The sequence below is a fragment of the Chryseobacterium sp. 3008163 genome, assembly GCF_003669035.1.
Classification (GTDB): domain Bacteria; phylum Bacteroidota; class Bacteroidia; order Flavobacteriales; family Weeksellaceae; genus Chryseobacterium.
Window position 1 is genome coordinate 2,332,483 of sequence record NZ_CP033070.1, and the last position, 24,283, is coordinate 2,356,765.

19 protein-coding genes are annotated in these 24,283 nt (G+C 37.5%); 11 read left to right on the plus strand and 8 right to left on the minus strand.

The window, feature by feature from the left end:
* The first annotated feature begins 24 nt into the window (after positions 1–24).
* From EAG08_RS10505 to EAG08_RS10530, 6 genes are all read left to right on the plus strand, one after another.
* Positions 25–8,544 carry a beta strand repeat-containing protein gene (locus EAG08_RS10505; protein ID WP_129535391.1) on the plus strand — a complete coding sequence of 2,840 codons (8,520 nt, stop codon included), beginning with the start codon at positions 25–27 and terminating at the stop codon, positions 8,542–8,544.
* A gap of 122 nt (positions 8,545–8,666) precedes the next feature.
* Complete coding sequence (locus EAG08_RS10510) at positions 8,667–9,203, plus strand: hypothetical protein (protein ID WP_129535392.1); 537 nt, start codon at positions 8,667–8,669, stop codon at positions 9,201–9,203.
* Positions 9,204–9,360: 157 nt separating this feature from the next.
* Complete coding sequence (locus EAG08_RS10515; protein ID WP_317126261.1) at positions 9,361–9,807, plus strand: transposase; 447 nt, start codon at positions 9,361–9,363, stop codon at positions 9,805–9,807.
* Between the two features lie 7 nt (positions 9,808–9,814).
* The gene (locus tag EAG08_RS10520) at positions 9,815–10,144 is read left to right on the plus strand and encodes a helix-turn-helix domain-containing protein (RefSeq protein ID WP_129535393.1); all 330 of its coding nucleotides are present in this window, start codon (positions 9,815–9,817) and stop codon (positions 10,142–10,144) included.
* Positions 10,145–10,612: 468 nt separating this feature from the next.
* Entirely contained in the window at positions 10,613–11,977 is a 1,365-nt protein-coding gene (locus EAG08_RS10525) for a T9SS type A sorting domain-containing protein (protein WP_129535394.1), read from the plus strand.
* Positions 11,978–12,132: 155 nt separating this feature from the next.
* Entirely contained in the window at positions 12,133–12,825 is a 693-nt protein-coding gene (locus tag EAG08_RS10530; RefSeq protein WP_129535395.1) for a hypothetical protein, read from the plus strand.
* 3 nt (positions 12,826–12,828) lie between these two features.
* On the opposite strand, the gene EAG08_RS10535 is transcribed toward EAG08_RS10530, so the two are convergent.
* The 5 genes from EAG08_RS10535 to EAG08_RS10555 form a co-directional block, all read right to left on the minus strand.
* Positions 12,829–14,364, minus strand: a complete 1,536-nt coding sequence (locus EAG08_RS10535; protein ID WP_129535396.1) for a YifB family Mg chelatase-like AAA ATPase — start codon at positions 14,362–14,364, stop codon at positions 12,829–12,831.
* Between the two features lie 123 nt (positions 14,365–14,487).
* Positions 14,488–15,432, minus strand: a complete 945-nt coding sequence (locus tag EAG08_RS10540; RefSeq protein ID WP_228446499.1) for a T9SS type A sorting domain-containing protein — start codon at positions 15,430–15,432, stop codon at positions 14,488–14,490.
* Between the two features lie 49 nt (positions 15,433–15,481).
* Complete coding sequence (locus tag EAG08_RS10545; protein ID WP_129535397.1) at positions 15,482–16,825, minus strand: outer membrane beta-barrel protein; 1,344 nt, start codon at positions 16,823–16,825, stop codon at positions 15,482–15,484.
* Positions 16,818–17,384, minus strand: coding sequence for an RNA polymerase sigma factor (locus tag EAG08_RS10550; protein WP_129535398.1), 567 nt, complete (start codon positions 17,382–17,384; stop codon positions 16,818–16,820). The genes EAG08_RS10545 and EAG08_RS10550 overlap by 8 nt, the downstream gene beginning before the upstream one ends.
* Before the next feature lie 98 nt (positions 17,385–17,482).
* The gene (locus EAG08_RS10555) at positions 17,483–18,055 is read right to left on the minus strand and encodes a DUF4840 domain-containing protein (RefSeq protein ID WP_129535399.1); all 573 of its coding nucleotides are present in this window, start codon (positions 18,053–18,055) and stop codon (positions 17,483–17,485) included.
* Positions 18,056–18,307: 252 nt separating this feature from the next.
* On the opposite strand from EAG08_RS10555, the gene EAG08_RS10560 reads away from it, so the two are divergent.
* The 3 genes from EAG08_RS10560 to EAG08_RS10570 are packed head-to-tail and all read left to right on the plus strand — an operon-like array spanning position 18,308 to position 19,714.
* Positions 18,308–18,655: a tRNA-binding protein gene (locus tag EAG08_RS10560; RefSeq protein WP_129535400.1), complete on the plus strand. Its 348-nt coding sequence runs from the start codon at positions 18,308–18,310 to the stop codon at positions 18,653–18,655.
* 27 nt (positions 18,656–18,682) lie between these two features.
* The gene (locus EAG08_RS10565) at positions 18,683–19,384 is read left to right on the plus strand and encodes a 3'-5' exonuclease (RefSeq protein WP_129535401.1); all 702 of its coding nucleotides are present in this window, start codon (positions 18,683–18,685) and stop codon (positions 19,382–19,384) included.
* A gap of 3 nt (positions 19,385–19,387) precedes the next feature.
* Positions 19,388–19,714 (plus strand): iron-sulfur cluster assembly protein, encoded by a 327-nt coding sequence (locus tag EAG08_RS10570; protein WP_129535402.1) that lies wholly within the window; start codon positions 19,388–19,390, stop codon positions 19,712–19,714.
* Between the two features lie 138 nt (positions 19,715–19,852).
* Here EAG08_RS10570 and EAG08_RS10575 read toward each other — a convergent pair whose 3' ends face one another.
* The 3 genes from EAG08_RS10575 to EAG08_RS10585 all read right to left on the minus strand — a co-directional run bounded on the left by EAG08_RS10575 (position 19,853) and on the right by EAG08_RS10585 (position 22,075).
* Complete coding sequence (locus EAG08_RS10575) at positions 19,853–20,698, minus strand: sulfurtransferase (protein ID WP_129535403.1); 846 nt, start codon at positions 20,696–20,698, stop codon at positions 19,853–19,855.
* A gap of 93 nt (positions 20,699–20,791) precedes the next feature.
* On the minus strand, positions 20,792–21,193 hold the full coding sequence (locus EAG08_RS10580) for an OsmC family protein (protein WP_129535404.1): 402 nt from the start codon (positions 21,191–21,193) through the stop codon (positions 20,792–20,794).
* A 33-nt stretch (positions 21,194–21,226) separates the two neighbouring features.
* A complete protein-coding gene (locus tag EAG08_RS10585) occupies positions 21,227–22,075 on the minus strand; it encodes a hydroxymethylglutaryl-CoA lyase (RefSeq protein ID WP_129535405.1) in 849 nt (282 codons plus the stop codon).
* Positions 22,076–22,262: 187 nt separating this feature from the next.
* Here EAG08_RS10585 and pepT point away from each other — a divergent pair, with 187 nt between their 5' ends.
* Together pepT and EAG08_RS10595 are read left to right on the plus strand one after the other, a co-directional pair.
* Positions 22,263–23,510: a peptidase T gene (pepT, locus tag EAG08_RS10590; RefSeq protein ID WP_129535406.1), complete on the plus strand. Its 1,248-nt coding sequence runs from the start codon at positions 22,263–22,265 to the stop codon at positions 23,508–23,510.
* Between the two features lie 164 nt (positions 23,511–23,674).
* Positions 23,675–24,271: a porin family protein gene (locus tag EAG08_RS10595; RefSeq protein ID WP_129535407.1), complete on the plus strand. Its 597-nt coding sequence runs from the start codon at positions 23,675–23,677 to the stop codon at positions 24,269–24,271.
* Positions 24,272–24,283 lie beyond the last annotated feature (12 nt).

Genomic DNA, 24,283 nt, shown 5'->3' on the forward strand with positions numbered 1-24,283 from the left:
TATTAAACATAAAATTATGAATCTATGAAGAATTTATTACTAATGATCCTGTTTTTAACAGGAAGTCTCATCTACTCGCAGTGTACTGTGAATGCGGGTGGAAGTGTGACGATTTGTGGTACCGCATCTACACTGCAGGGTACCGCAGGAGCAAACAGTTCCGGAAGCCCAACATGGACTCTGGTGTCAAAACCCTCCGGTGCGCCAGACCCTGTGATCACAGGCGTAAACACTTTGACACCCAATGTTACCGGAATGACTTTCCCCGGAAACTATGTATTCCAGATTACTCAACCCTGCACCACAGGACCACCGGCCACTTCACAAGTGACCGTTACGGCTCCCGGCGATGTAAATACATTTACAGCAGGCCCAGACATTACCAATGTTAATGCTAGTGTGGGTACAGTAACCCTAAATGGTGTCATTCCGGCAGGATATACTGCACAATGGAGTGCTTATAATATTTACACATGGGAAAGAAGCAGCATTAAGACCAATACAAATTCGCAGTTTAGTTCTACAACTACTGCATCTACTACTTTTAGCCTGATCAACAAAGTGATTCACGAAATTGATCCTGCATATGTGGTGACTTTAAGAATAACGTCTACACTAAACCCAGACTGTTACTATGAAGATACGGCAATCGTACGCTTTATCCCCAATCCACAAATTGTACTTCCAGCATCAACGACCAAATGTGTTGCAAGTGGTGGTAGTCATTTCATCCTTTTACAAACAGGTGCTCCAGTTTCCGGTTCTCCAATTTTCAATACCGGGACTACAGGATCTTCTGGTGCTCCAGGATTTGGAACTACAGTAACAGTAAACCCTATCACTCAGCCTGCGGGAGCTAATATCTCGTTTTCTAGAATATATGACAATAGTGTATATTTCAATGGAGTGACTGCAGTAGGAACATATACCTTTACAATAACGGTAAACAATGGAGCAGGAAACTATACTACACCTACGATAACGTATGTGTACAGCGGCATCCCTCCAGGCAATGTCTCATTTTTGGTGGCTTCAGAGCCCGACCAGATGATGGTTTATAATTCCGGTGCATCGGGAGGAGAAGTTCACTGTAACTTGGCAGCTCAGACAACACCCATTACCGTTTCGTTTTCTATAAATCCATCTGACCCTGTAACGATTACCAATACAGTAACTAACTCTGGCACCCCACCTCCAGGAACGGCTCCCGGCCTTTCTGCGGTAAGCGGTTCAGGCACCTCTGCAAACAGAAGTTTTACCGTAACTCCTCCCACAGGTGGATGGCGTGTGGGAACTTACAAATTTACAGTTGGTACAAATAACGGAACCTGTAACCCAATAAGCCAGGTATATTACATTCACATATCGGATGGACTTCGACCTAATGTAACAGTAAACGATATCGCAGTATGTTATCCGGGAAGTGGAGCCGTAACAGCTACCGTTCCTCTGCCAGCCGTTTACAAGGGTGCTGTCAACACCAGCTACTTACAAGATTTTGATGCACAATATGACTTTACAGTGGTTTCTAAGCCTGCAGGATCAGGAACACCTACCATTCCGGCAAGATCTTTAAGATTGTTCACGTTATCTTCTACCCAAATCGGAAATCTTACGACGCCCGGAGAGTATGTTTTCACCATAAAATCAAACCCTGTAAATAGTTCTATAGGAGCGTTCTTAGATAAAGAATATGCCTGCTCCGGAACATCCAGAGAAGATACCTTTTCTATATTTGTAACCACTACGGTGAATTCAAATGCAGGATCTGATCAAAGTATTGTGGGAAGCATCGCTACCTTACAAGGTAACAACACAGGAGTTGCTACCGGTACATGGACTTTAGTATCAAAACCTGCGGGAGCTCCGGATCCGGTTATCGTTTCCCCGACATCTCCCAACAGTAATGTGACAGGGCTTAACACTGTAGGTAATTATACCTTTAGATGGACAGTGGCAACAGGTGTTTGTACCACCTCAGATGACACGGTAGTGAATGTTGCAGATGCAGCTCCGGGTGGAGTGTTTTCTGCGGCTTGGTATCGTGCAGATGCACCTTTAACCTTGTTCTCAGATGCAGGTACTACTCCAGCTGCAGACAATGCAACGATTCAGCAATGGAAAGAATTCAACGGTAGACCTTTTACTTTGGCGCAAGCTACCACTACACTCCGTCCACAGTTTTCAAGTACCACAACATTGGTAAACTTCAACCCTACTGTAAACTATACAACATCTAGTAAATGGTTGCAGTATGACGGAAATACACTGGGAAATATCATAGACAGAAGTACCGGAGCATTGTTTTCTGCGGGTAATACCACGGGTACCACAGCCTTTTTTGGCTTTGGAACATCAGGAGCCGGAAACACAATGGATGATCCGGGCTTATATAATTTCACAGGGAATAAATTTTTATTCTATCCGGTAATTTTAGACTATGACCCTGTGAGTACCTATACTATCAATGGTCCTTACATTGGCGGAGGTACATGGCAGAATGGTGCCGGAGCTGCAGGAAATAATGCTGTAAACATCACATTAGATGGTTTCCATCAAACCTACAACACAGGTATCTCAAATGTAAATACTGCAGCAGGTCGAAATGCATTGATGGCTGGAGGAGCAGAAACATCAGTAGCTTTCCAGCAAAACGAAATGATTGTTTTTGATTATAAACTATCTGATCCAGAAGTAAACAGAGTAGAATCTTACCTTGCCATCAAATACGGAAAAACATTAAGTAAAGAACAGAACAGAAATTATTTGAGCTCTACAGGTGCCGTAGTTTGGGATGGAACTGCTAACAATAGCTACTATAACAATGTTTTTGGTATTGCAAGAGATAACATTTCAGTGATGTATCAAAAGCAGTCAAGAAGTGTTAATGCGAATCAGAAATTAATCATAGGGGCAGGAAACTCATTGGCAAATACCAATGCAGCCAATACGAATAGCTTAGTTGAGAGCCAATTTCTTCTTACAGGAGATAATGGTTTAAAGCAAAGCCTTAGTATTCCATTGAGTTACACTGCTGGTTCTAACGGAGTTACCAACACCCGTTTTGAATCGATCTGGAAAGTACAAAATACAAACACCGTAGGAAATGTAATCGTTGCGTGGCCAAAAGGTGTGACAAACTTGTATTTAGTACAATCTCTAGATGCTGCTTTCGATGGAACCGACACTTTCACACCAATGACCACAGAAGTGACTGTAAATGGTGTAGTGTATAATACTGCTACTGTAACATTAGGAAACGGGCAATTCTTCACGTTTGCAGGTTTTGCACAAGCTCCGGGAGGGGTTACAGGCCCTGATTTCTGGGTGAAATCTGACGATGCAGGAACGATTAGCACAGCATGGAAAGATAATTCTATCAATGCAGATAACATTCCGAATGTGGGTGGAATTACATTATCGCCAGCCGATAGAAACCATAACTTCCATCCTTATACCTCTGGTTATACTGGTAGTAAATTCTTCTATAATTCTTCTTCGGTAATGAATCCGCTGGGTAATGTAGAATTAGCTAACACCAACACTTCTGTTTTCTCAGCAGTAAGACCTACTACTGTTAACGGAACAGGCCGTATTGTAGGTATCGATGATGATACGAATGCAGCCGAGCCCGGATTTTCTATTGCTAGCGGAAGACCAAGACAATATGAATTTTTCGCATCAACAACTTCTTCAGATTTTTCTGTAGATTTCAATGTAGGGCAGTCTAATATATTTTCAGCATTAGCCAATAATACGGTTGCCAACGGTGGAACTTCATCTATCGCAGGAGGAGAAAAAAGATTGGGTCTTAATGGTACGTATGAATCTTTTTCGGGTTTCTCTGCAGCTAATAGATTCCAAATTTACGGTACCAATCTAAGAATAGGTCAGTCAGGTTGGGATGCAGGTGGTCCTTTTCCAGGTGATATTATGGAGGTTGCATGGTACAACCGTATATTGACTGCGAATGAGCAATCAAGAGTTAATTCTTATCTGGCTGTAAAGAATGGTGTTACATTAAATGAAAACTACCTTTCTACAAATAGTGGTGTGGTATGGGACAGAACAAACAATGCCGGTTATAATAATAATATTTTCGGTATTGCCAAGGATGATTTCACAGCATTGCACCAGAAACAAGCAGGAAGTGTAAACAGCGGACAGAAACTAGTAATTTCTACTACTGGATTTGCAAACAGCAACGCTGCCAATAGCACAAACGTTGTCAGTGACCTACAGTTCTTGATGACAGGTGATAATGGCTTGAAGCAAAGCCTTAGTATTCCATTGAGTTACACTGCTGGTTCTAACGGAGTTACCAACACCCGTTTTGAATCGATCTGGAAAGTACAAAATACAAACACCGTAGGAAATGTAATCGTTGCGTGGCCAAAAGGTGTGACAAACTTGTATTTAGTACAATCTCTAGATGCTGCTTTCGATGGAACCGACACTTTCACACCAATGACCACAGAAGTGACTGTAAATGGTGTAGTGTATAATACTGCTACTGTAACATTAGGAAACGGGCAATTCTTCACATTTGCAGGTTTTGCACAAGCTCCTGGAGGAGTTACTGGTCCTGATTTCTGGGTGAAATCTGACGATGCAGGAACGATTAGCACAGCATGGAAAGATAATTCTATCAATGCAGACGACATTCCGAATGTAGGTGGAATTGCTTTATCTCCAGCGGATAGAAACCATAACTTCCATCCTTATACCTCTGGTTATACTGGTAGTAAATTCTTTTATAATTCTTCTTCGGTAATGAATCCGCTGGGTAATGTAGAATTACCTAACACCAACACCTCCGTTTTCTCAGCAGTAAGACCTACTACTGTTAACGGAACAGGACGTATTGTAGGTATCGATGATGATGCAACATATGCAGCTGAACCAGCATTTTCTATTGCTAGCGGAAGACCAAGACAATATGAATTTTTCGCATCAACAACTTCTTCAGATTTTTCTGTAGATTTCAATGTAGGGCAGTCTAATATATTTTCAGCATTAGCCAATAATACGGTTGCCAACGGTGGAACTTCAGCTATCGCAGGAGGAGAAAAAAGATTGGGTCTTAATGGCTCTTATGAATCTTTTTCAGGTTTCGCTGCAACTAACCGATTCCAAATTTATGGTAGAAACCTTAGAATAGGTGAGGCCGGTTGGGATGCTGGAGCTCCTTTCCCTGGTGATATCATGGAGGTTGCTTGGTATAACCGTACACTGACTGCCAACGAGCAATCAAGAGTTAATTCTTATCTGGCTGTAAAGAATGGAGTTACATTAAATGAAAACTATCTTTCTACAATCAGCACTGTGGTATGGGACAGAACCATTAATACCGGATACAATAATAATATCTTCGGTATTGCTAAGGATGATTTCACAGCATTGCACCAGAAGCAGGCAGGAAGTGTAAACAGCGGACAGAAACTAGTAATTTCCACTACCGGATTTGCAAACAGCAATGCTACCAATAGCACAAACGTCATCAGTGACCTACAGTTCTTGATGACAGGTGATAATGGCTTAAGACAAAGTCTAACAACTCCTTTGAGTTATACTGCCGGTTCTAACGGCATTGCAAACTATCGTTTTGAATCAATCTGGAAAGTTCAAAACACGAATAATGTAGGAACTGTTACCGTAGCATGGCCGAAAAGTGTGAAAAACTTGTACTTAGTGCAGTCACCAGATTCAGGTTTTGATGCAACAGATACTTTTACACCAATGACTACAGAAGTCACTGTAAATGGTGTGGTATATAATACGGTAAATGTAACGTTAGGAAATGGACAATTCTTCACTTTTGCAGGATTCGGAAACGCTCCTGGAGGTGTTGCCTCTAACCTATCTTACTGGTACAGAGCCGACAAGAACGCCACCAACACTGGAGCTACAACAGATGTGACTGGATGGACGGATATGTGGAACGGAACTACAGTTTCACAAAGAGTAACCAATGCGCTTCCTAAGTATGCTGTAGGTACATCAAGTTACTTCAATTTTAACCCGGGAATTAACTTTACAGCTATTAATCAGACATTAGGTAATATAACTACACAAACAGTTACAAATACCAGTAATGACATATTTACAGTTACTAAAGAAGGAATGACATCCTCAGGAAGTCCAACTCCTCATTTCTTGAGTATAGGTATGGATAATGTAAACACCACTATTTCAAATTGGGATTACACGGGCTTTACTCCTGCCGGTACCAACATAGAAAGAAGAGTTGTAGGTGGAGGAACACAATTCGTAAATTCCGCAGTTAATTTCTCTACAACAATTCCAAGCATCATGTATAATACCTTTACTAATACCACATTAGCCAGAGGGTTGAATGGGGCAGCTAATGGAACTACAGCTAACTATACTGCTGTAGGATTAGCCTTAGGAGGTCATATATTTGGTGATACTCGTTGGACTGGCAGCGGAAGTGATAACGGAGGTTTTATTGGTAATCTCGGAGAGACCATCATCTACGGTGCTGGTAATTTGACAACTACCGAACGTAGAAGAGTAGATTCTTACCTTGCTATCAAGTATGGAATTACTATGGGACGAGTAGATACAGAGCATTATTTAGATACTGACGGAACTATAGTTTGGAATGGTGCATCAAACATCACTTACAACAATAATATCTTCGGGGTATCAAGAGATGATATTGAGGTTTTCGAACAGAAAGTATCTAAAAGTGTGAATACCGGAACAATACTTACCGTGGCAACTACCAATGATTTCGTCAATCCAAACCAGGATGTAGCACGTACAGGATTTGCCAACGATAAAACATATTTCCTATTGGGAGATAACAATGTGACGGTAACACCTCTTGTTGACATTACGGTTGCAGGAAATACCTATAAGAGAATTCAGAGAGCTTGGATGGCACAAGAGAAAAAATCTGATGCAGGTTCTTTATTCTTTGAAGCAAATCTTTCTGCTTATAATCTTGCTTTACCAGCCACAGACGGTAATGTAGTAATGTTAGTAGCGGATGATGCTAATTTTACAACTAATGTACAAGCAATAAACCCTTTGTCTAATAATTCCGGAAAGTATATCTATAACCAAAATATCGCAGATGGTAAATATATTACATTTGCCACTTATTGGATTGATACAGACGGAGATGGGGTGATAGATGCGTGCGATCTTGATGATGATAATGATGGGATTCTTGATGTAAATGAAAGAAGTTGTGAACTTACAGGACAAACCATTAGAATAGGATATATCCCAGATTCAAGAGCTACCGCTTCTGCTGACAGTGGATATACTTTTGATGGGCAGTATATGAATAACTCTGGAGCATTGAAGTTAACTAATCCGGCTAATTTTGGACCTGCTGGAACTGTGAAGGCTACTATTGTTTTGGTAAATATGGGAACTGCACCAATTACTAAAAACATTATCAACTCCCTGAATTTGAATGCTATATTTCTTGGAGGAATTGATAATGTGGTAACTTCTTATCTATCAGCATCTGAGTTTGATGCAATCAAAGACTGGTCAGCTGAATCGTCGAATAATTTTGTCGTTTCAACACAAGTACAAACTAAGCCATGGGGAGCAACTACAGTTGCGGGAAATGTAAACCCAGACATTCCTACACCATACGGAAGTCAAACCCCTATTTTTAATGGTCCTTTTGGGAATATTACCTCATTTAATCAAGGAGGGTCTTATCAGGGGTATTTCACAAACATAGTATCTCCTTGTAATACTGGTGCATTAGCGACAGATCAAAATAATAATCCTGTAATCTCTCTTGACGGAAATTACAATGATCTAATGATTGCTGATGTTGATATTTTGACTACAATCGGAGGTGTGACAAATGGTAATGCTATTACTTCAAATAATGATAAGCTTTTTGCTAATATCTGGGCTTTTGTGGTTCAACAATCAGCTTGTACGAGTAAAGATACTGATGGAGATGGCATCCCGAATCATTTAGACTTAGATTCAGATAACGATGGATGTTTAGATGCATTAGAAGGAAGCGCAAATTTTGTAGTAGGTGATCTAGTACCCGCTGGTGGTACGGTTACAGTTGGTTTTGGTTCAACCGCATTAATTAAAAATTTATGTGGAGGCATTACTTGTGTAGGCGCAAATGGTATTCCAACCATCGCAGGAGCAGGACAAGGCATTGGAAGTTCGCAGAATATAGCGATTAACGGCTGTCAAACTGCCTGCTACAAACCAGGCATAACAGCGGGAACAGCATTAGACACCAAAGTAGGTATTACTTCTCTTAACAGAGCCGGAGCGACAGACAGTGACAACTGGCCTATGACCCGTAAAGGTGGATGGCTAGCACTAGAAGCTAAAACCAAAGGTTTTGTACCAAACAGAGTAGCATTCAGCGCAGGAAATCCTGTGGGAATCGCTCCTGCCAACTTCGTAGAAGGGATGATGGTATATGATACCACCAACAAATGTATGAAGATCTACACCTTGAAAGAAGGAGACTCTTCTATGGCTTGGCATTGTATCACCACACAAACCTGTCCTGATTAATAGATTTAAATACAGACTGAGTAGTTTGTCAAAAGCTGCTCAGTCTATTTTAAAAATGAAAGATTAAAAGAGATTGATTTACAATCATCTCAAAATATTAATTTCTAAAACAAACAATAGATATGAAAAATATAATCACAGCAATTGCAGTAGTTTTCGTAAGTATATCTATACACGCACAAATCGCAATAGGAAAACAAGCAGTAAGCAATACTTCTGTCTCCTTAGAGTTTGATACTACAGAAAACCGTGGTCTTATTCTTCCGTACGTAGAAACAAAAACAGGAATTACGGAAAACGGTACCATCATCTATGATGTTACAGATCATAAAGTGAAATACCTTAAAGACACTGGTGTGTGGGCTAATCTTAGTGAAGACGATGGAACAGCGGCCACGATAGGAACAGCGGATATTGCCATTCAAACATTAAAAACAGACTCTAATTCTGCTAAAGCTGCTATCGGAACGACAGCCGCAACAGACACAACGCCGGGAGTTTTGGTTTTAACTGATGCCAATAAAGCGATGGTTCTCCCAAAAGTAGCAAATCCACATTTAAGCATTATCAATCCCGCAGCGGGAATGATGGTTTATGATACTACAAAAAGACAGCTTGCTGTTTACAACGGTACAGTGTGGTCTTTCTGGAAACCATAATTTTAAAATAGATGCCATTCATCTGTAAGTGAGTAAAATTACTTCACAGCAACGCATGGTCATTACAATGTAAAATTTGTTTTATGTGTCAAAGTTGAAATATACTTTGACACGATAAAACAAAGAAATAAGAAGAAAATAATGATCATTTGTAACAATGATAGATTTAAAAAATATACACATCGGTCAGTTGATAGAAAAAAGGGTTCTAGAGAATAAGATAGAACTATCTCGGATTTGCAGTTTTCTAAATTGCTCAGAAAAAGAAATCGATCAAATGTATGCTTCCAGAGGTATAGATTCTGCAATGCTGTTAAGATGGAGTAAGTTATTACGGTATGATTTCTTCAGAATTTATTCTCAACACATCATGCTTTTCTCTTCAAATCACAAATCTGAAAAAGATGTATCTAAAGAAACTTCACTACCCCAGTTTAGAAAAAATATTTACACAAAGGAAATAATCGATTTTATTCTGGACGCTCTAAAATCTGGTGAAAAAACAAAAAAGCAGATTATTGATGAATATAAAATTCCCAAAACCACTTTGTACAAATGGATCAATAAATATGATCATGAAAATAACATTTCTTCTTCTCAATAAATAAAGTATGGAAAGCAACAGACCGGATTATAAAAAAATATTTGAAGACATCATTACAAAAAAATGCCCTGACCGGAAAGATGAATTCAAACATTATCTTCATAAAGAGCAATTTTCAATTATGGATGTCATCACCCTTAACTCCAAAATATTTAAACTGAATGATAAAGAAACTTTGGCTTTTAATCAGAAACATAAATCTTATGATGAACCCACTATTTTGAAAATGCTTAGCTATCAAAAGAAACAAGGGCTTAATAATCTAGAACTGGCCAATCATTTTAATCTCAGTAGAAATACCGTAACAAAATGGAGAAAATTATACTCTGCTATATAAATGTTATAATCCTATAATCTTAAAAAAGACATTAATCCCTCGTTAAATAAAATCTAAATAATTTACATTATATATGCTTTATCGCTAATTCAAAAACATTTGATTAAAAAATAAAATAAAATAAATGATTTCACTATGATCTGTATGAATAAGGATACAATGTGAGATCTTTTTTTGTTTATAAAACATTAATAAATCCTAATTAGTTGATATTTACAAAGTGAATTTGTCAATATACAAATAATCACAAACGCTTTCACCTAACTGATTTAAAACACTTTAAATATCATACAACAAGGAATAATTTCCGAATTCATTCAGCTTATTGATTGTTTAACAAAAGAGAATGTTTGTAATATTGTACAATAAAATTTAAAAATAAATAATTATGGAACAATTTTTATCAATGTTGAAAAAAACAAAAAAGGTTTGTTAGGATTGGTTTTACTGCTTGTCCTTCAAACCAACATGAGTGCACAATGTTCTTTAACGGGATGGTCAAAGATGGCTCAAGGTGAAAATTTCACTGTAGCGCTGAAGCAAGATGGAACGCTTTGGGTATGGGGAAGAAATCTTTACGGATTACTTGGTGATGGTACCGGTGCAGCTACAGAAATACAGCATCCGGTGCAAATTGGGACTGAGAGTAACTGGACAGATATATCTACCGGTCGTTACTTTGCTTTAGGTAAAAAAGCTAATGGTGATTTGTATGGCTGGGGTGCAAACGACTTTGGTCAATTAGGTCTTGGTAATAACATCAATGTATTTACTCCTACACTTATTCAACAAAATGTGGCTGCATTTTCTGCAGGATATTACCACACGCTTATTGTGAAAACAGATGGTACACTTTGGGGTACGGGATATAATGACTGGAGCGGATTAGGTGTCGGTACAAGTGTGCATTGGTACAATACATTCCAGCAGGAAGCAACTAATGCAACCGATTGGGCGTCAACTTGTGCTACTTGGTATAATTCATTTGCTATTAAAACAAATGGTACATTGTGGTCAGCAGGTACTAATATTGAGGGGCAAACAGGTTTAGGAACACCTGCTTCATTAGGTACTAATGAAACTGCAGTTTTCACACAAGTGGGTACAGATACAAACTGGACTAAGGTAGTTGGAGGCATTTACCATACATTAGGGCTAAAATCAAACGGAGAGCTATGGGCTTGGGGCGGTAATGGTAATGGAAGATTGGGATTAGGAACATCAGGAGGTTATCATTATACTCCACAGCAAGTGGCTGGTAATACTTGGTCTTCTATAGGAGCTACAAACGAAGCTTCATCAGCTCTTAGAACCGACGGCTCTTTATGGACGTGGGGATATAATGCCAACGGAAAATTGGGAATTGGCACAGTGATAGACGTTAATGTGCCAACAAGAGTAGGTACTGATAATGATTGGTTGTCAATTCCTGTAAGATCTGGGGATAATTCTTCTGCAGGTGTAAGAACTAGTAATACCCTTTGGTCTTGGGGATGGGATGGTTTCTGGCAACTAGGTAACGGTGATGGTACACAAACTAATAGCATTATTCCTAATCAGGTTAAATGTGTTGATGATGCAAGTTTATCTGTAAACGATATTTCTTCTGCGAAAAAAGGGAACTTATTATACCCTAACCCTGCAAAAGATTTTGTAATGCTACAATCTTCAAAACAGGTTTCTGAAGTTAAGATCTATAATCTAACAGGAGCTGTAGTAAAAACTATTTCAAAAGTTACTGACAACAGAATAAACATTAGTGATTTACCAGCAGGTATTTATATTGTTAAAACAAATGATTCAACAGAGGGTATGAAATTGATTAAAAAATAATTTCAATACCAATATTAAGAAAAGAGAGCCGATTTTATCGGTTCTCTTTTTTATGGTATTAGCATAGAATTTTGAAAGTTTCATTAAAATAAAAAATAATTTCACTTAATTTTGAACGACCAGATTATAAATATTTGTGCAGTAGCAAAATTAATATGAAACAAAAAATAATTTTAGCATTAACCCTATTCATCACTCTTCTGAACTGCCAAAAGAAGAACGATAGCAATTCCATAGCTAATGAAACAAAAGTTGAATTAGATTCAAACATAAAACCAAAGGATAGCATAAAATCTCCTGAGATTGTTTCTGTAAAGCCTAAACCCTACACCAAAGAATTTTTAAAGATCGAAGATGCTGAAATTAATGGTCATAAAATTATCCTTTCACAAAATGAATTTGATAAAATTTATCCTAAAAAAGATTCTTTAAAAACCGCTTTATGGGAATGTGGAAGTCCGTTTGAATGGTTAGATGAAGACTGGATGACCAAAACCTACGGAAAACAAAATTCCAACTCAGGAACTTTTGAAAGATTTGATGGAAAAATAACGTCAATGTATACCAAGAATGCAGAATTTAATTCAAACAAACACATTGTACTATTTAACTCTGCCAATGCTGACAAGAATAATTTTCAGATTAAATCTCATCATATTATATTGAATCAAAATACAACGATTGAAGAGTTTCAAAAGTTATTTCCGAAATTAGAAAAGGAGGTTACTGATCAGAAAAACGTCTCTCGATTCAGAATCCCGACCGGTAAAGATGTAGATGATGCGTTTCTCTTTTATTTTAAAGACGGAAAACTTGACGAGTTTCTTTTGTGGTGGCTTTTATGCTAAAAATTAAACATTCCAAAACTCCCGATCCAGACTTCTATACTGTATCGCTTCAGAAATATGATGCGACAAAATATTTTCAGCTTCTTCCAAATCTGCAATCGTTCTTGCCACTTTAAGAATTCGGTCATACGCTCTTGCAGAAAGATTTAGTTTTTCCATCGCCATTTTGATGAGGTTAAAAGATGCGTCATCCAATTCACAGAATTTTTCCAATTCACGGGAACCAATTTGAGCATTATAACTGATTGACAAATCTTTATACCTTTCATTTTGAATTTCACGGGCAATCAAAACACGTTTCCTGATGTCTTCACTTTTTTCGCCTTTTCTTTTCGCCGCCAATTGCTCAAATTCAACTTTCTGAACCTCAACATGAATGTCAATTCGGTCTAAAAGCGGTCCCGAAAGCTTATTCATATATCTTTGCATTTCAAAAACCGACGACGTATTATTTGGGTCATCGGGAAAGTATCCACTCGGGCTTGGGTTCATCGAAGCCACCAGCATAAAGCTAGAAGGATAATTTATGGTAAATTTTGCTCTGGAAATCGTTACTTCACGGTCTTCCAAAGGCTGACGCATCACTTCCAAAACTGTTCGTTTAAATTCAGGCATTTCATCCAAAAACAAAACACCATTGTGAGCCAATGAGATTTCTCCGGGTTGAGGATAACTTCCGCCACCGACAAGTGCGACGTCTGAAATTGTATGATGAGGACTTCTGAAGGGACGCACGGTCATCAGAGACGTTTCCGTGCCCATTTTTCCTGCTACAGAATGTATTTTTGTGGTTTCTAAAGCTTCCTTTAAAGTAAGTGGCGGCAAAATGCTCGGAACTCTTTTCGCCAGCATAGTTTTTCCGCTTCCCGGCGGACCAATGAGAATAATGTTATGACCACCGGCAGCAGCTACTTCCATTGCTCTTTTGGCGGTTTCCTGACCTTTTACTTCAGAAAAATCAAATGGGAAACTATTTATTTTATCCTGAAATTCTTTTCGGGTATCTAAAATAACTTTCTCCAAAGGCTTTCCTTCATTAAAAAAATCAATGACTTCTTTAATATTTTCAACGCCATACACATCCAAATTATTGACGATGGCTGCTTCTCTCGTATTTTGTTTCGGTAAAATAATTCCTTTAAAACCTTCTTCCCTCGCCTGAATGGCAATCGGCAACACACCTTTAATGGGTTGCAGACTTCCGTCAAGTGAAAGCTCACCCATAATAATGTAATCTTGTACATTTTCACCCAAAATCTGATCAGAGGCAATTAAAATCCCGATGGCAATACTCAAATCATAGGCAGCACCTTCTTTCCGCAAATCTGCGGGCGCCATGTTAATCGTAATTTTCTTTCCGGGAATTTTGTAGCCGACGTTTTTCAGTGCAGCAGAGATTCTGTAACTGCTTTCTTTTATAGCATTATCAGGCAAACCAACGAGGTGATATCCTACTCCACCCGTATCGATGTTTACTTCTATGGTGATGGTCTGTGCAGAGACCCCGAAGATGGAACTTCCATAAATTTTAATCAGCATTATTTTGTGTTTTAAGTAAAATTAATATTTTTTTCTCATCAAACAATAAAAAATCGGCACAAAATAATTTGCGCCGACTCCACATTAAAAGTATAAAAAAACTAACTATGATTATCTAATCTTTTATTTCTTAATCATCTTATTTTTATAAATTCTACCATTGGCAGTTTTTGAAACAATCATGTATGTTGCGGGAACCAATGTACTCACATCAATGGCTTTACCTGCCTGATGATCTCGTTTTTGAAGAACCAATTTTCCGGACATATCAATTATTGAAATTTCGCTGTACTTTTTATCAGACTCTTTTCCGATGTATAAAAGCTGCGCTGTAGGATTCGGGTAAATACTTAAACTATTTTCTTTCGTTTTGGTTTCTCCGGTTGCCAAGTTACAGAAGCCGTACTCTCCAAAATTTAATTTAATGAAAGCAAAAGAAGCAAGCATCTCACACTGATCGGGACAATACTCAGTACAGGCATAAAAGCCATATTCCCCAGTTGTTGTTGCAATGTAAGTATCACCCGTTGCTCCTGGTATCGTGCAAGGTTCATTGGGTGACGGTGGATTGCTTCCAGGAAGACATCTAAACCACGTATGCGTTCCATATACACCCGGAAATCCGTTATCTAGCTGCACCGATGCACCTATACAAACATTATATTCTCCGGGATTGGTTTCTTCGTAAGTTCCCGGTGTGAAATTGGCCATCAGATACGGAAGGCCGTAAGCATATCCGTCTGCAAGAATCGGCGTACTTTCATCAGTACAGTCATTCCCTGAAACAACTACTTTAAAGTAATGAAGCATATCTGCAGTTCCATTAATCGTCAATGTCTGCGATGTCGCTCCCGGTATAGCTACCCAAGGATTGTTGTTGGGAGTCTGCCAATCCCATTCCTGCCTGTACCATTGGTAATTTTGGAAGGATTGCGTTACAGATAACGTTTCCGACTCTGAGTTACAGAATACGATACTGCCCTGAAACATTGCGTCTAATCTCGGGCTGGTAACTGTAGGGTTGCATTGTGCTTTTAGATTAAAAAAACTTAAAAGTAAAAATGCCAAAAAGTGATTTTTGTTTTCATAAAAATTGATTTGTTTGGTGATTTTGTATTTAGTCGAGCGACAACCTTAATCCGAATTTCAGATTAAAATTGAGCGGTTTTTCTTTATAAATGGTGTTTAATGTACTGTTGTCTTTGAAGTGATATCCTAACCCGGGTTCTGCGTAGATCCCCAGCCGATTGGTAATGTTAAGCTGTACTCCGGCTGCAGCATTGACGGAAATTTGTACAGGTTTTGAGCTTAATTTCTCTTCGGTTTCATCTTTAAGAGTATTTTCTACGACGTATTTTGTTTTTAGACTTCCCGAAACTGATTTTTCTATTAAAGTTCCTGCCGTAAGATATCCAGTGAAACTAGCTTCCTTGATTACATTATAGTTCACCTGCACCGGAACACCAACATAATGAATGGTCTGATCACTTTGTATATAATTCGCATCGCTTCCGGAATGCAAGTCCGAGGAAAGTTTGGTGTACGTAATTCCGGTACCAATTCCCCACCTTTTGCCAATGTTGTAATACACAGAAGCACCGAAAGTCACAGGCATTTTATGTTTTATTTTGGCATCAACTTGTTGATCTTGGTTGGCTAAAAGCACCTGAGTAAGAGGATCAAGCTCTGTACTTGAACTGTGAAAAACATCACTGATGCTCATGTTGCTTCCGTTGAAAGTAGCATATCCCGGAACTTGACCTGCAGAACCCGAAGAGGCATTTCCTGTAAGAACACTTACCATCCAGGATTTATTTGTTTTAATTTTAGGTAAATCTGGTTTTTTATCTAACTCGTTTATTGCTAAAAGCTCTTCGTTTTCTCTTAAATCATCATCGTTATTTTTTACCGTGTTTTCTTGAGATAAAATTTGATTTTGATTATTGAAATCTGAACTTTTTTGTTTTTCGTCAGAGCTAAAAACATGCGCTATTTCGCCTTTCAACAAGTCTTTGATGGTTTCTGAAGAGGTATTTACAAACAATTTATCTGTGAAAATACTTTCTACATAGTCATTTTTAAAAATGTGATTCTGACTATAATTTTTGCCATTATTAATTTCTTCAGAAGAAGATTGAGCAATCACATTTTCAGTTTTGGAATCTGACTGTACATTTTTCTCTACAATTTTCTTTTCATTCGAATTTTCAAAAAAATGATTGATTCCAAAAAACACAAATGCAAGTACGGCGGCCGCACTTACTGCTCTATAAATAATAGTAGTAGGTTTGGAATAAGTATTCCTTTTAATCTGACCTTTAACATCAGCAGGAACTACACCAAGAACATGCTCATTTTCATCGAATAATTCAGATTGAATATCATCCCACAATCCGTCTGGAACATCTTCTGTGTGATCTTCCATTTTTCCGCGCAGATCATTTAGCCAATCTTTACTCATAATGCGCTTTTTTTATCATTTTATGTTCATTCACTTTCTGCACAAGTATCGCCTTCGCTCTGTGAAATTGGGAAGCTGAAGAATTTTCTGCTATTCCTAATATCGCAGCAATTTCCTTATGGCTTTTTTCTTCAAACACATAAAGATTAAATACAGTTCTGTAACCATCTGGAAGCGATCTGATCATTTCCATCAGGTTTTCTTTTGAAATACTTTCAAGATCAGGCTCATCATCATTAGAAAAATCCGGAATGGTGTCGAGATCTGTATCCGTTTTCAGACTGAGATTCTGCTTGAGATGCCTTAAAGATTCATTGATGACGATACGAGTTACCCACGCTTTCAGAGAGCCATTTCCACGATACTGAAAAGAATCTATGGAACGGAACATCTTAATAAAGCTATTTTGCAGCACATCATGCACATCATCTTTCTCAATAATGTAACGTGAGCAGACATAGGAAAGATTTCCGGAATAAGCTCCGAAAAGCTCTTTCCAGGCAGCTTCTTCTTTTGCAAGAAGGCGTTTTGCCAAAATCTGTTCCTTAGTTTCTTCCATGTACTGCGTCAGTTACTCTTATTTTTTAATTAAATATTTAAATTCGAATGCAAAAATAGATTGCCCTTTACTAAAGCGCAATCTATTTTGATCATATTTTAGTTTTTCACACAATACGGAAAATCATATTTTATGATTTCGTAAGGAGTTAAATCAACGCCGTCAACGGTTATTTTTTCAGCAATGATGCCAAATCTTAATGACCTATCTTGCCCTACATAAAATCCTTTTTGCGGTGCAGCAATTTTCACAATCGCATTTTTTGTAACCCCGTCCACCGGAATTTGCAATACTAAAGTTTTTGGAGCAAAGTTCAATTCAACTACATTGTTAGTGGTATTTAATGATGAGGTATAATTAAGCTTATACTTCACCTTCCCGATAGCAGTCAATGCAGCTTCTGCTTTCACAGGATTCGTCACTACCGTTTTCACAATTTCTTTTATAGGAAAATCATTGAATATCACCGTGTCTTTTTTTACACTAAGATCAACTGTTTTTTCATTTTTAATATTTCCTTGTGTTGTAAAAAGTCTGGCTTTATAATTCCCGTTCACATCTTCTAATTTCACAGGAATCGGCTCGTAATCATCCATACAAGACATTAAGGAAAACGCTATCAATGCAAAAAAACCAACTGCAAATGCCTTAAAGGCAATTAAATTCTTCATTTTTTAAAATTTATCGTTAAACATCTATTTTTTGAGCACTCAATAACATAAACCCATCATTTCAAAAATCTTGCATCCTTTTTTCTTAAAAACACATAACTAACTGATTCTCAAAACGGAAATTTTAAATTTAAATCAGATTTTAGATTTCTTATTATTTTAATACATTTGTTATAAAGCTGGATTCAATACAACTTCATTTTACCACAATACTTGATGACTATTGGAAACAGCACTTAATAATAATTTATAATGAACATAAAACCTGATATATCCTGGGCAGAATTTGAAAAATTAGACATACGATGCGGAACGATTATTTCCGTGAATGATTTTGAAAAAGCCAGAAATCCTTCTTATCAGCTTGAAATCGATTTTGGAGATTTAGGAATTAGAAAATCAGCTGCACAGATCACGACACTTTACAATAAAGAAGAATTAGTTGGAAAACAGATTTTAGCAGTTGTAAATTTTCCTAAAAAACAAATTGCCAATTTCTTCAGCGAATGTCTGGTTTTGGGAGTTTATGGTGAAGATGCAAAAGATGTTACACTTTTATCACCTTCTCTTCCGACAAAAAACGGACTTCAGGTTGGATAATTTAATTTAAAAATTTCAAACACAAATATGATACAGAACATTCCTTTAGAAAAAGTTTTATTCCTTGATATTGAAACGGTTCCACTTTACGGAAATTGGGACGAAATTCCGGAAACCGAGCAGAAACTTTGGGATAAAAAAACAAGATATCAGCGCAAAGATGAAGTTTCAGCTGAAGACTTCTACGAAAGAGCTGGAATTATGGCAGAGTTCGGGAAAATCATCTGCATCACCATTGGAATGCTCGAGAAAAATGAAACTTTAAGAATAAAAAGTTTCGCCAATGATGATGAGAAAAAACTGCTGCAGGAATTTGGCGAACTGTTCAACAGTCCGAGGCTTCGGGATGTCATTCTCTGTGCACACAACGGTAAAGAATTCGACTTTCCGTGGGTTGCGAGACGTTTTCTGATTAACGGAATGCAACCGCCAACCCCATTTCAAATGTTTGGAAAAAAACCGTGGGAAATCCCTCATCTTGATACGATGGAACTTTGGAAATTCGGAGATTATAAAAGCTATATTTCTCTGGAACTTTTAGCCCATGTTTTCGGAATTCCGACCCCGAAAGACGACATTGACGGCTCAATGGTTTCATCAATCTACTACATAGAAAAAGACTTGCAGCGAATAGTCGACTATTGTGAAAAAGATGTCTTAACTTTGGCAAATATTTTCCGGCGTATGCGTCAGGAAGATTTATTGCAGAGAAATATCAATTTAGATTAACAAATGAACTTTACAGACGATCAGATTGCCGACATCGGTGAAGAAATTATAAGAGTACTAAAAACCGTTTATGACCCCGAAATTCCGGTGGATATTTACGAATTGGGATTGATTTATGACGTTCAGATTTCGGAAGAAGCCGATGTGAAAATCATCATGACCTTAACGAGCCCTAACTGTCCCGTTGCAGAAAGTCTGCCGCAAGAAGTAAAAGACAAAACTGCCGAAGTAGAAAATGTAAAAAGCGTAGATTTGGAACTTACTTTCGAACCAACTTGGAACAAAGACATGATGAGTGAAGAGGCAAAATTTGAGCTGGGAATGCTTTAAATTTTCTTTAAAATAAATGAGGCTGTCATTTTTTGGCAGCTTTTTTTGATTCAAAAATTAATTTTAAACCATTAAGGTAATTAAATTGATAAGAAATATTAAGTTTGATTTCATCTTAAGATTACAGCATTAAATTATTCATACGTCTTTAGAAATCTCTTTTCCTTCTCTTCTGCTCCATTCGCTCCACGAACCCACGTACAGATTCGGAATTTCAAAACCAGCATAATCAAGAGCCAGAATTGTATGACAAGCAGTAACTCCGGAACCGCAGTGAATGATTAGTTTTTCAGGTTTACTTTCTAGTAATTTTAAATATTTCTCTCTTAAAATTTCAGGTTTCAGGAAATATCCATTCTCATCTAAATTTTCAGAAAAAGGAATATTAATTGCTCCGGGAATATGTCCGGCAACTAAGTCTATCGGTTCAGACTCGCCTTTATATCGATAAGAATCTCTTACGTCAACTACAGCTGCAGAATCGTTTATTAATTCATTCTCAACACCTTCCAAGGTTGAAATTGGCAGAAGCCAATCTTTTCTGTCGATAATTTCAATTTTTTCAAAAGTTTCTTCGCCTGATGTAAACTCTAAACTTTCTTTTTCAGCTTCTTGAAATCCACCATCTAAAACCTGAACATTTTTTAAACCAAAAGCTTTCAGCATCCACCAGACTCTCGCTGCGGCATTCGCTCCATTTTTATCATCATAAATTACAACGTGAGAATCTTCTGAAATTCCTAAACGAGAAATCGTTTCTCCAAACTTTTCAATGGTTGGAAGAGGATGTCTTCCGCCAAAAGCTGCATCTTCTCCAATTTCCGCCAAATCTTTATCTAAATCTACGAATCTTGCTCCTTGGATGTGTTTATTTAAATAGCTTTGATAAGCATCTTTTCCTACTCTTGCATCAAGAATAATTAAATTTTCGATTTGAATATTTTTCAATTCAGAAGCTGAAATTATTGGAGATATTTTGTTCATAGGAGCTTAGAATGAATTTAGGAAAATATAAATTATTTTTAAAATTACTGTAAAGTGTAAAAAAACAAAACCGCAGAAATCTCTGCGGCTATATTATTGATAAATGAAAATCATGGTCTGAACCAACTCTGGATGAAGGCTTCTCGCTACCGGACAATTGTGTGCGGTTTCTTCGATAAATGCCTTTTCATTATCTGAATACGTATCAGCAAAAACAAAATTACAAACGATTTCTCCAATTCTTCTCGGCTCGGTTTTCATAATTTTCTGAAGCGTACAATACGCTCCGTCAATATTGATTTTTTTGTCTTTGCCTAAAATGGCGATAGTTGTCAGCGCACATTCTGCTAAAGAAGTTGCACAAAGGTCAGTTGGTGAAAACTTCTCTCCTTTTCCGTGGTTATCGGTTGGTGCATCACTTTCGATGATGGTTCCTGACTGTAAATGTTCTGCTGAACATCTGAGTCCGCCGATGTATGTTATTTTTGATGTCATACTATTTTGAATAAAAATAAAAGCGACAATATCTCAGAAATGAAAAATATCCTTCGCCCTGTTATAAGAACTTTCGAAATTCAGTAAGTTCAAATTGTGTTCCGCTTTTTCTACGCTCATGAAATTGATCACCTGTTCGGTCGGCATATTTCCTACCAAGTCATCTTTTGCCATCGGACAACCGCCAATTCCTTTGATAGCAGAATCATATCTTCTGCAACCTTTATCATAAGCAGCTTTCAATTTAGAATAAGAATCTTCGTAACGGTTGTGAAAATGCGCTCCAAAATCAATATTTGGATATTTTGAAGGAATTTTTTCGAACAAAACAGAGATTGTTTCTGTTGTTGCAACTCCCGTAGTATCAGACAATAAAATGTTTTTAATTCCGATTTCAGAAAAACGGTTGGCCCAAAAATCTACATCTTCCCATTTCCACATTTCACCGTAAGGATTTCCAAATGCCATGGAGAAATAAAGATTTAATTCTTTGCCTTCCCTTTTTGTAAGCTCAAGCATTTTAACCACATCATTAAAAGCCTCTTCCTGATTTTTATTGGTGTTTCTGTGCTGAAAAGTTTCAGAAATTGAAAAAGGAAAACCTAAAATATCCACAGATGGATGCATCAAAGCTTTCTCAGCTCCTCTGTAGTTTCCGATGATTGCAGAAACTTTGGTGTTGGATAAAGATTTATCGATATTTTCGACAACCTCAGCAGAATCAGCCATTTGCGGAATTGCTTTTGGAGACACAAAACTAAGACAATCTAGAACATCAAAACCCACTTCCATCAGCGAGTTGATATAATCGATTTTTTTGGCAGTCGGGATAAATTCTCCCCAACCTTGCATGGCATCTCTAGGACATTCTGTAAGAAACATTTTCACTTTTGATTTTCTCAAATATAATAAAACTAAAACAATTAGTTCTTTGTACAAAACAAAGCTAAGATTCTTTTGATAACCAATAATTTATATCTGATTTATAATTTCAATATCTCATATTCAAATACAAAAAACGTGTTCTCAGCATCAAATTTGCTAACTTTGTTAAAATTTTAGACATCTAATGAGTACAATCGAATTCAACGAAATGTGGAGAGAAAAATTACTGAACCGTTTTCTCAGCTATGTAAAAATATATTCAACCAGTGACGCAGAAAGCGAAGCGACACCTTCTACTGAAAGACAGTGGGACATCGCCAACTATATTGTAGAAGAACTAAAGACCATCGGTTTGGAAGATGTTTCTATCGATGACCACGGTTACATTATGGCTTATGTTCCTTCTAACTTGGAGAATGACAGTCAACCGACCATCGGATTTATTTCACATTATGATACTTCACCGGATTTCAGTGGTGAAAATGTAAAACCTCAGGTTTGGGAAAATTATCAGGGTGAAGATTTAGTTTTAAATAAAGAAACGAACTTCACATTATCGCCTTCAAAATTTGAAAGCTTAAAAATGTATATCGGTCAGACTTTGATTACAACAGACGGAAATACCCTTCTGGGAGCTGATGATAAAGCAGGTTGTGCTGAAATTGTAACCGCCGCAGAATATTTGATTGCTCATCCTGAAATCAAGCACGGAAGAGTGGCAATTGGTTTCACTCCGGACGAAGAAATCGGAAGAGGCGCACATAAATTTGATGTTACAAAATTCGGGGCAGAATTCGCTTATACAATGGACGGAAGTGAAGTTGGAGAGTTAGAATATGAAAACTTTAACGCAGCCGGAGCAGTGGTGAAAATCCACGGACTGAGCGTACATCCTGGTTATGCTTTCGGAAAAATGGTGAATGCGGGTCTTTTAGCTGCTGAATTTATTCAATTACTTCCGGCTAATGAAACTCCGGCTACAACAAAAGGTTTTGACGGATTTTATCATTTAATGGATATTACCGCTGATATTTCTGAGGCTAAACTTCAATACATTATCCGCGATCATGACGAAGAGAAATTTGAGGCGAGAAAGAAATTCATGGAGGAAAAAGTTGCTGAATTCAACCAAAAACATGGAGAAGGAACGGCTGAAGTGGAAATCAAAGAACAATATCGCAATATGAAGCAGCAATTTGAAGGCAAAATGCACATCATTGATCTTGCAGCAAAAGCCATGAAAGAAGCGAATATCGAACCTAAAATCAAAGCAATCAGAGGAGGAACAGACGGGGCTCAGTTATCTTATATGGGATTACCTTGTCCGAATATCTTTGCAGGTGGAATGAACTTCCACGGACCTTACGAATATGTAGCTTTGGAAAGTATGGAGAAAGCGCTTGAGGTGATTGTGAATATTGTGAAGGCGTAATAAAATAATTTAAAATCATATTAAATCCCTGCTGCATTCGTAGCGGGGATTCTTTTTTTCAAACAGAATTCACTTCTCGTCAAATCATCCTTACCATTCATCAAATAAAATTTCAAATCATCGCCTGCAGTTGTTGTTTTGCATCAGATTTTTAATAACATCTTATGAAACAACGTTTTTTAGCATTAAGCTCATTATTTGTATGCATTACTTGCTCGGTTGAAGCCAATGCACAGCAAACCCCGGCCTTCCACATCGGTATCAAAGGAGGAACTAATTTTACAAAAACATCTACTGAATCTTCCGGAATCGAGGGGAAATATGGCTTGGGATATCAAGCTGGAGTGATGACAAGAGTAGATTTTAACCGTTTATATGTACAGGGAGAGGTTTTGTTCAACAAAAGAAAAACTTCTTACGAAATGAAAGACAGGAGTTCTTCAAAATTAAAGTGGAATTCCATTGATGTACCTATCGTCGTTGGTTATAAAATCGTCAACAACAAAGATTTCAATATCAGGGCGTTTGCAGGTGGCGTTTACAGTTATGCTTTTAATGATAATTTATCTGCAACGAAAGCTCTTCAGGAAGGATTCAAAAAATTTGATAAGTTCAACGTCGGGATCACAGGAGGCGTCGGAATGGATTATAAAAACTTCTCCGTTGATCTTCGTTATGAGACAGGATTATCCAGCATCAGCAAGGAATTTAAATCTAAACCTCACAGCTTTTCACTGGGAATAGGATATTTCCTGTTCTAAAAACTTAAATTA

Coding starts and splice junctions, on each gene's coding strand:
- pepT (WP_129535406.1), top strand. CDS start 22,263: ATGAGTACAATCGAATTCAACGAAATGTGGAGAGAAAAATTACTGAAC.
- EAG08_RS10515 (WP_317126261.1), top strand. CDS start 9,361: ATGATAGATTTAAAAAATATACACATCGGTCAGTTGATAGAAAAAAGG.
- EAG08_RS10550 (WP_129535398.1), bottom strand. CDS start 17,384: ATGGAAGAAACTAAGGAACAGATTTTGGCAAAACGCCTTCTTGCAAAA.
- EAG08_RS10510 (WP_129535392.1), top strand. CDS start 8,667: ATGAAAAATATAATCACAGCAATTGCAGTAGTTTTCGTAAGTATATCT.
- EAG08_RS10505 (WP_129535391.1), top strand. CDS start 25: ATGAAGAATTTATTACTAATGATCCTGTTTTTAACAGGAAGTCTCATC.
- EAG08_RS10545 (WP_129535397.1), bottom strand. CDS start 16,825: ATGAGTAAAGATTGGCTAAATGATCTGCGCGGAAAAATGGAAGATCAC.
- EAG08_RS10555 (WP_129535399.1), bottom strand. CDS start 18,055: ATGAAGAATTTAATTGCCTTTAAGGCATTTGCAGTTGGTTTTTTTGCA.
- EAG08_RS10565 (WP_129535401.1), top strand. CDS start 18,683: ATGATACAGAACATTCCTTTAGAAAAAGTTTTATTCCTTGATATTGAA.
- EAG08_RS10560 (WP_129535400.1), top strand. CDS start 18,308: ATGAACATAAAACCTGATATATCCTGGGCAGAATTTGAAAAATTAGAC.
- EAG08_RS10530 (WP_129535395.1), top strand. CDS start 12,133: ATGAAACAAAAAATAATTTTAGCATTAACCCTATTCATCACTCTTCTG.
- EAG08_RS10525 (WP_129535394.1), top strand. CDS start 10,613: ATGAGTGCACAATGTTCTTTAACGGGATGGTCAAAGATGGCTCAAGGT.
- EAG08_RS10575 (WP_129535403.1), bottom strand. CDS start 20,698: ATGAACAAAATATCTCCAATAATTTCAGCTTCTGAATTGAAAAATATT.
- EAG08_RS10570 (WP_129535402.1), top strand. CDS start 19,388: ATGAACTTTACAGACGATCAGATTGCCGACATCGGTGAAGAAATTATA.
- EAG08_RS10595 (WP_129535407.1), top strand. CDS start 23,675: ATGAAACAACGTTTTTTAGCATTAAGCTCATTATTTGTATGCATTACT.
- EAG08_RS10520 (WP_129535393.1), top strand. CDS start 9,815: ATGGAAAGCAACAGACCGGATTATAAAAAAATATTTGAAGACATCATT.
- EAG08_RS10585 (WP_129535405.1), bottom strand. CDS start 22,075: ATGTTTCTTACAGAATGTCCTAGAGATGCCATGCAAGGTTGGGGAGAA.
- EAG08_RS10535 (WP_129535396.1), bottom strand. CDS start 14,364: ATGCTGATTAAAATTTATGGAAGTTCCATCTTCGGGGTCTCTGCACAG.
- EAG08_RS10580 (WP_129535404.1), bottom strand. CDS start 21,193: ATGACATCAAAAATAACATACATCGGCGGACTCAGATGTTCAGCAGAA.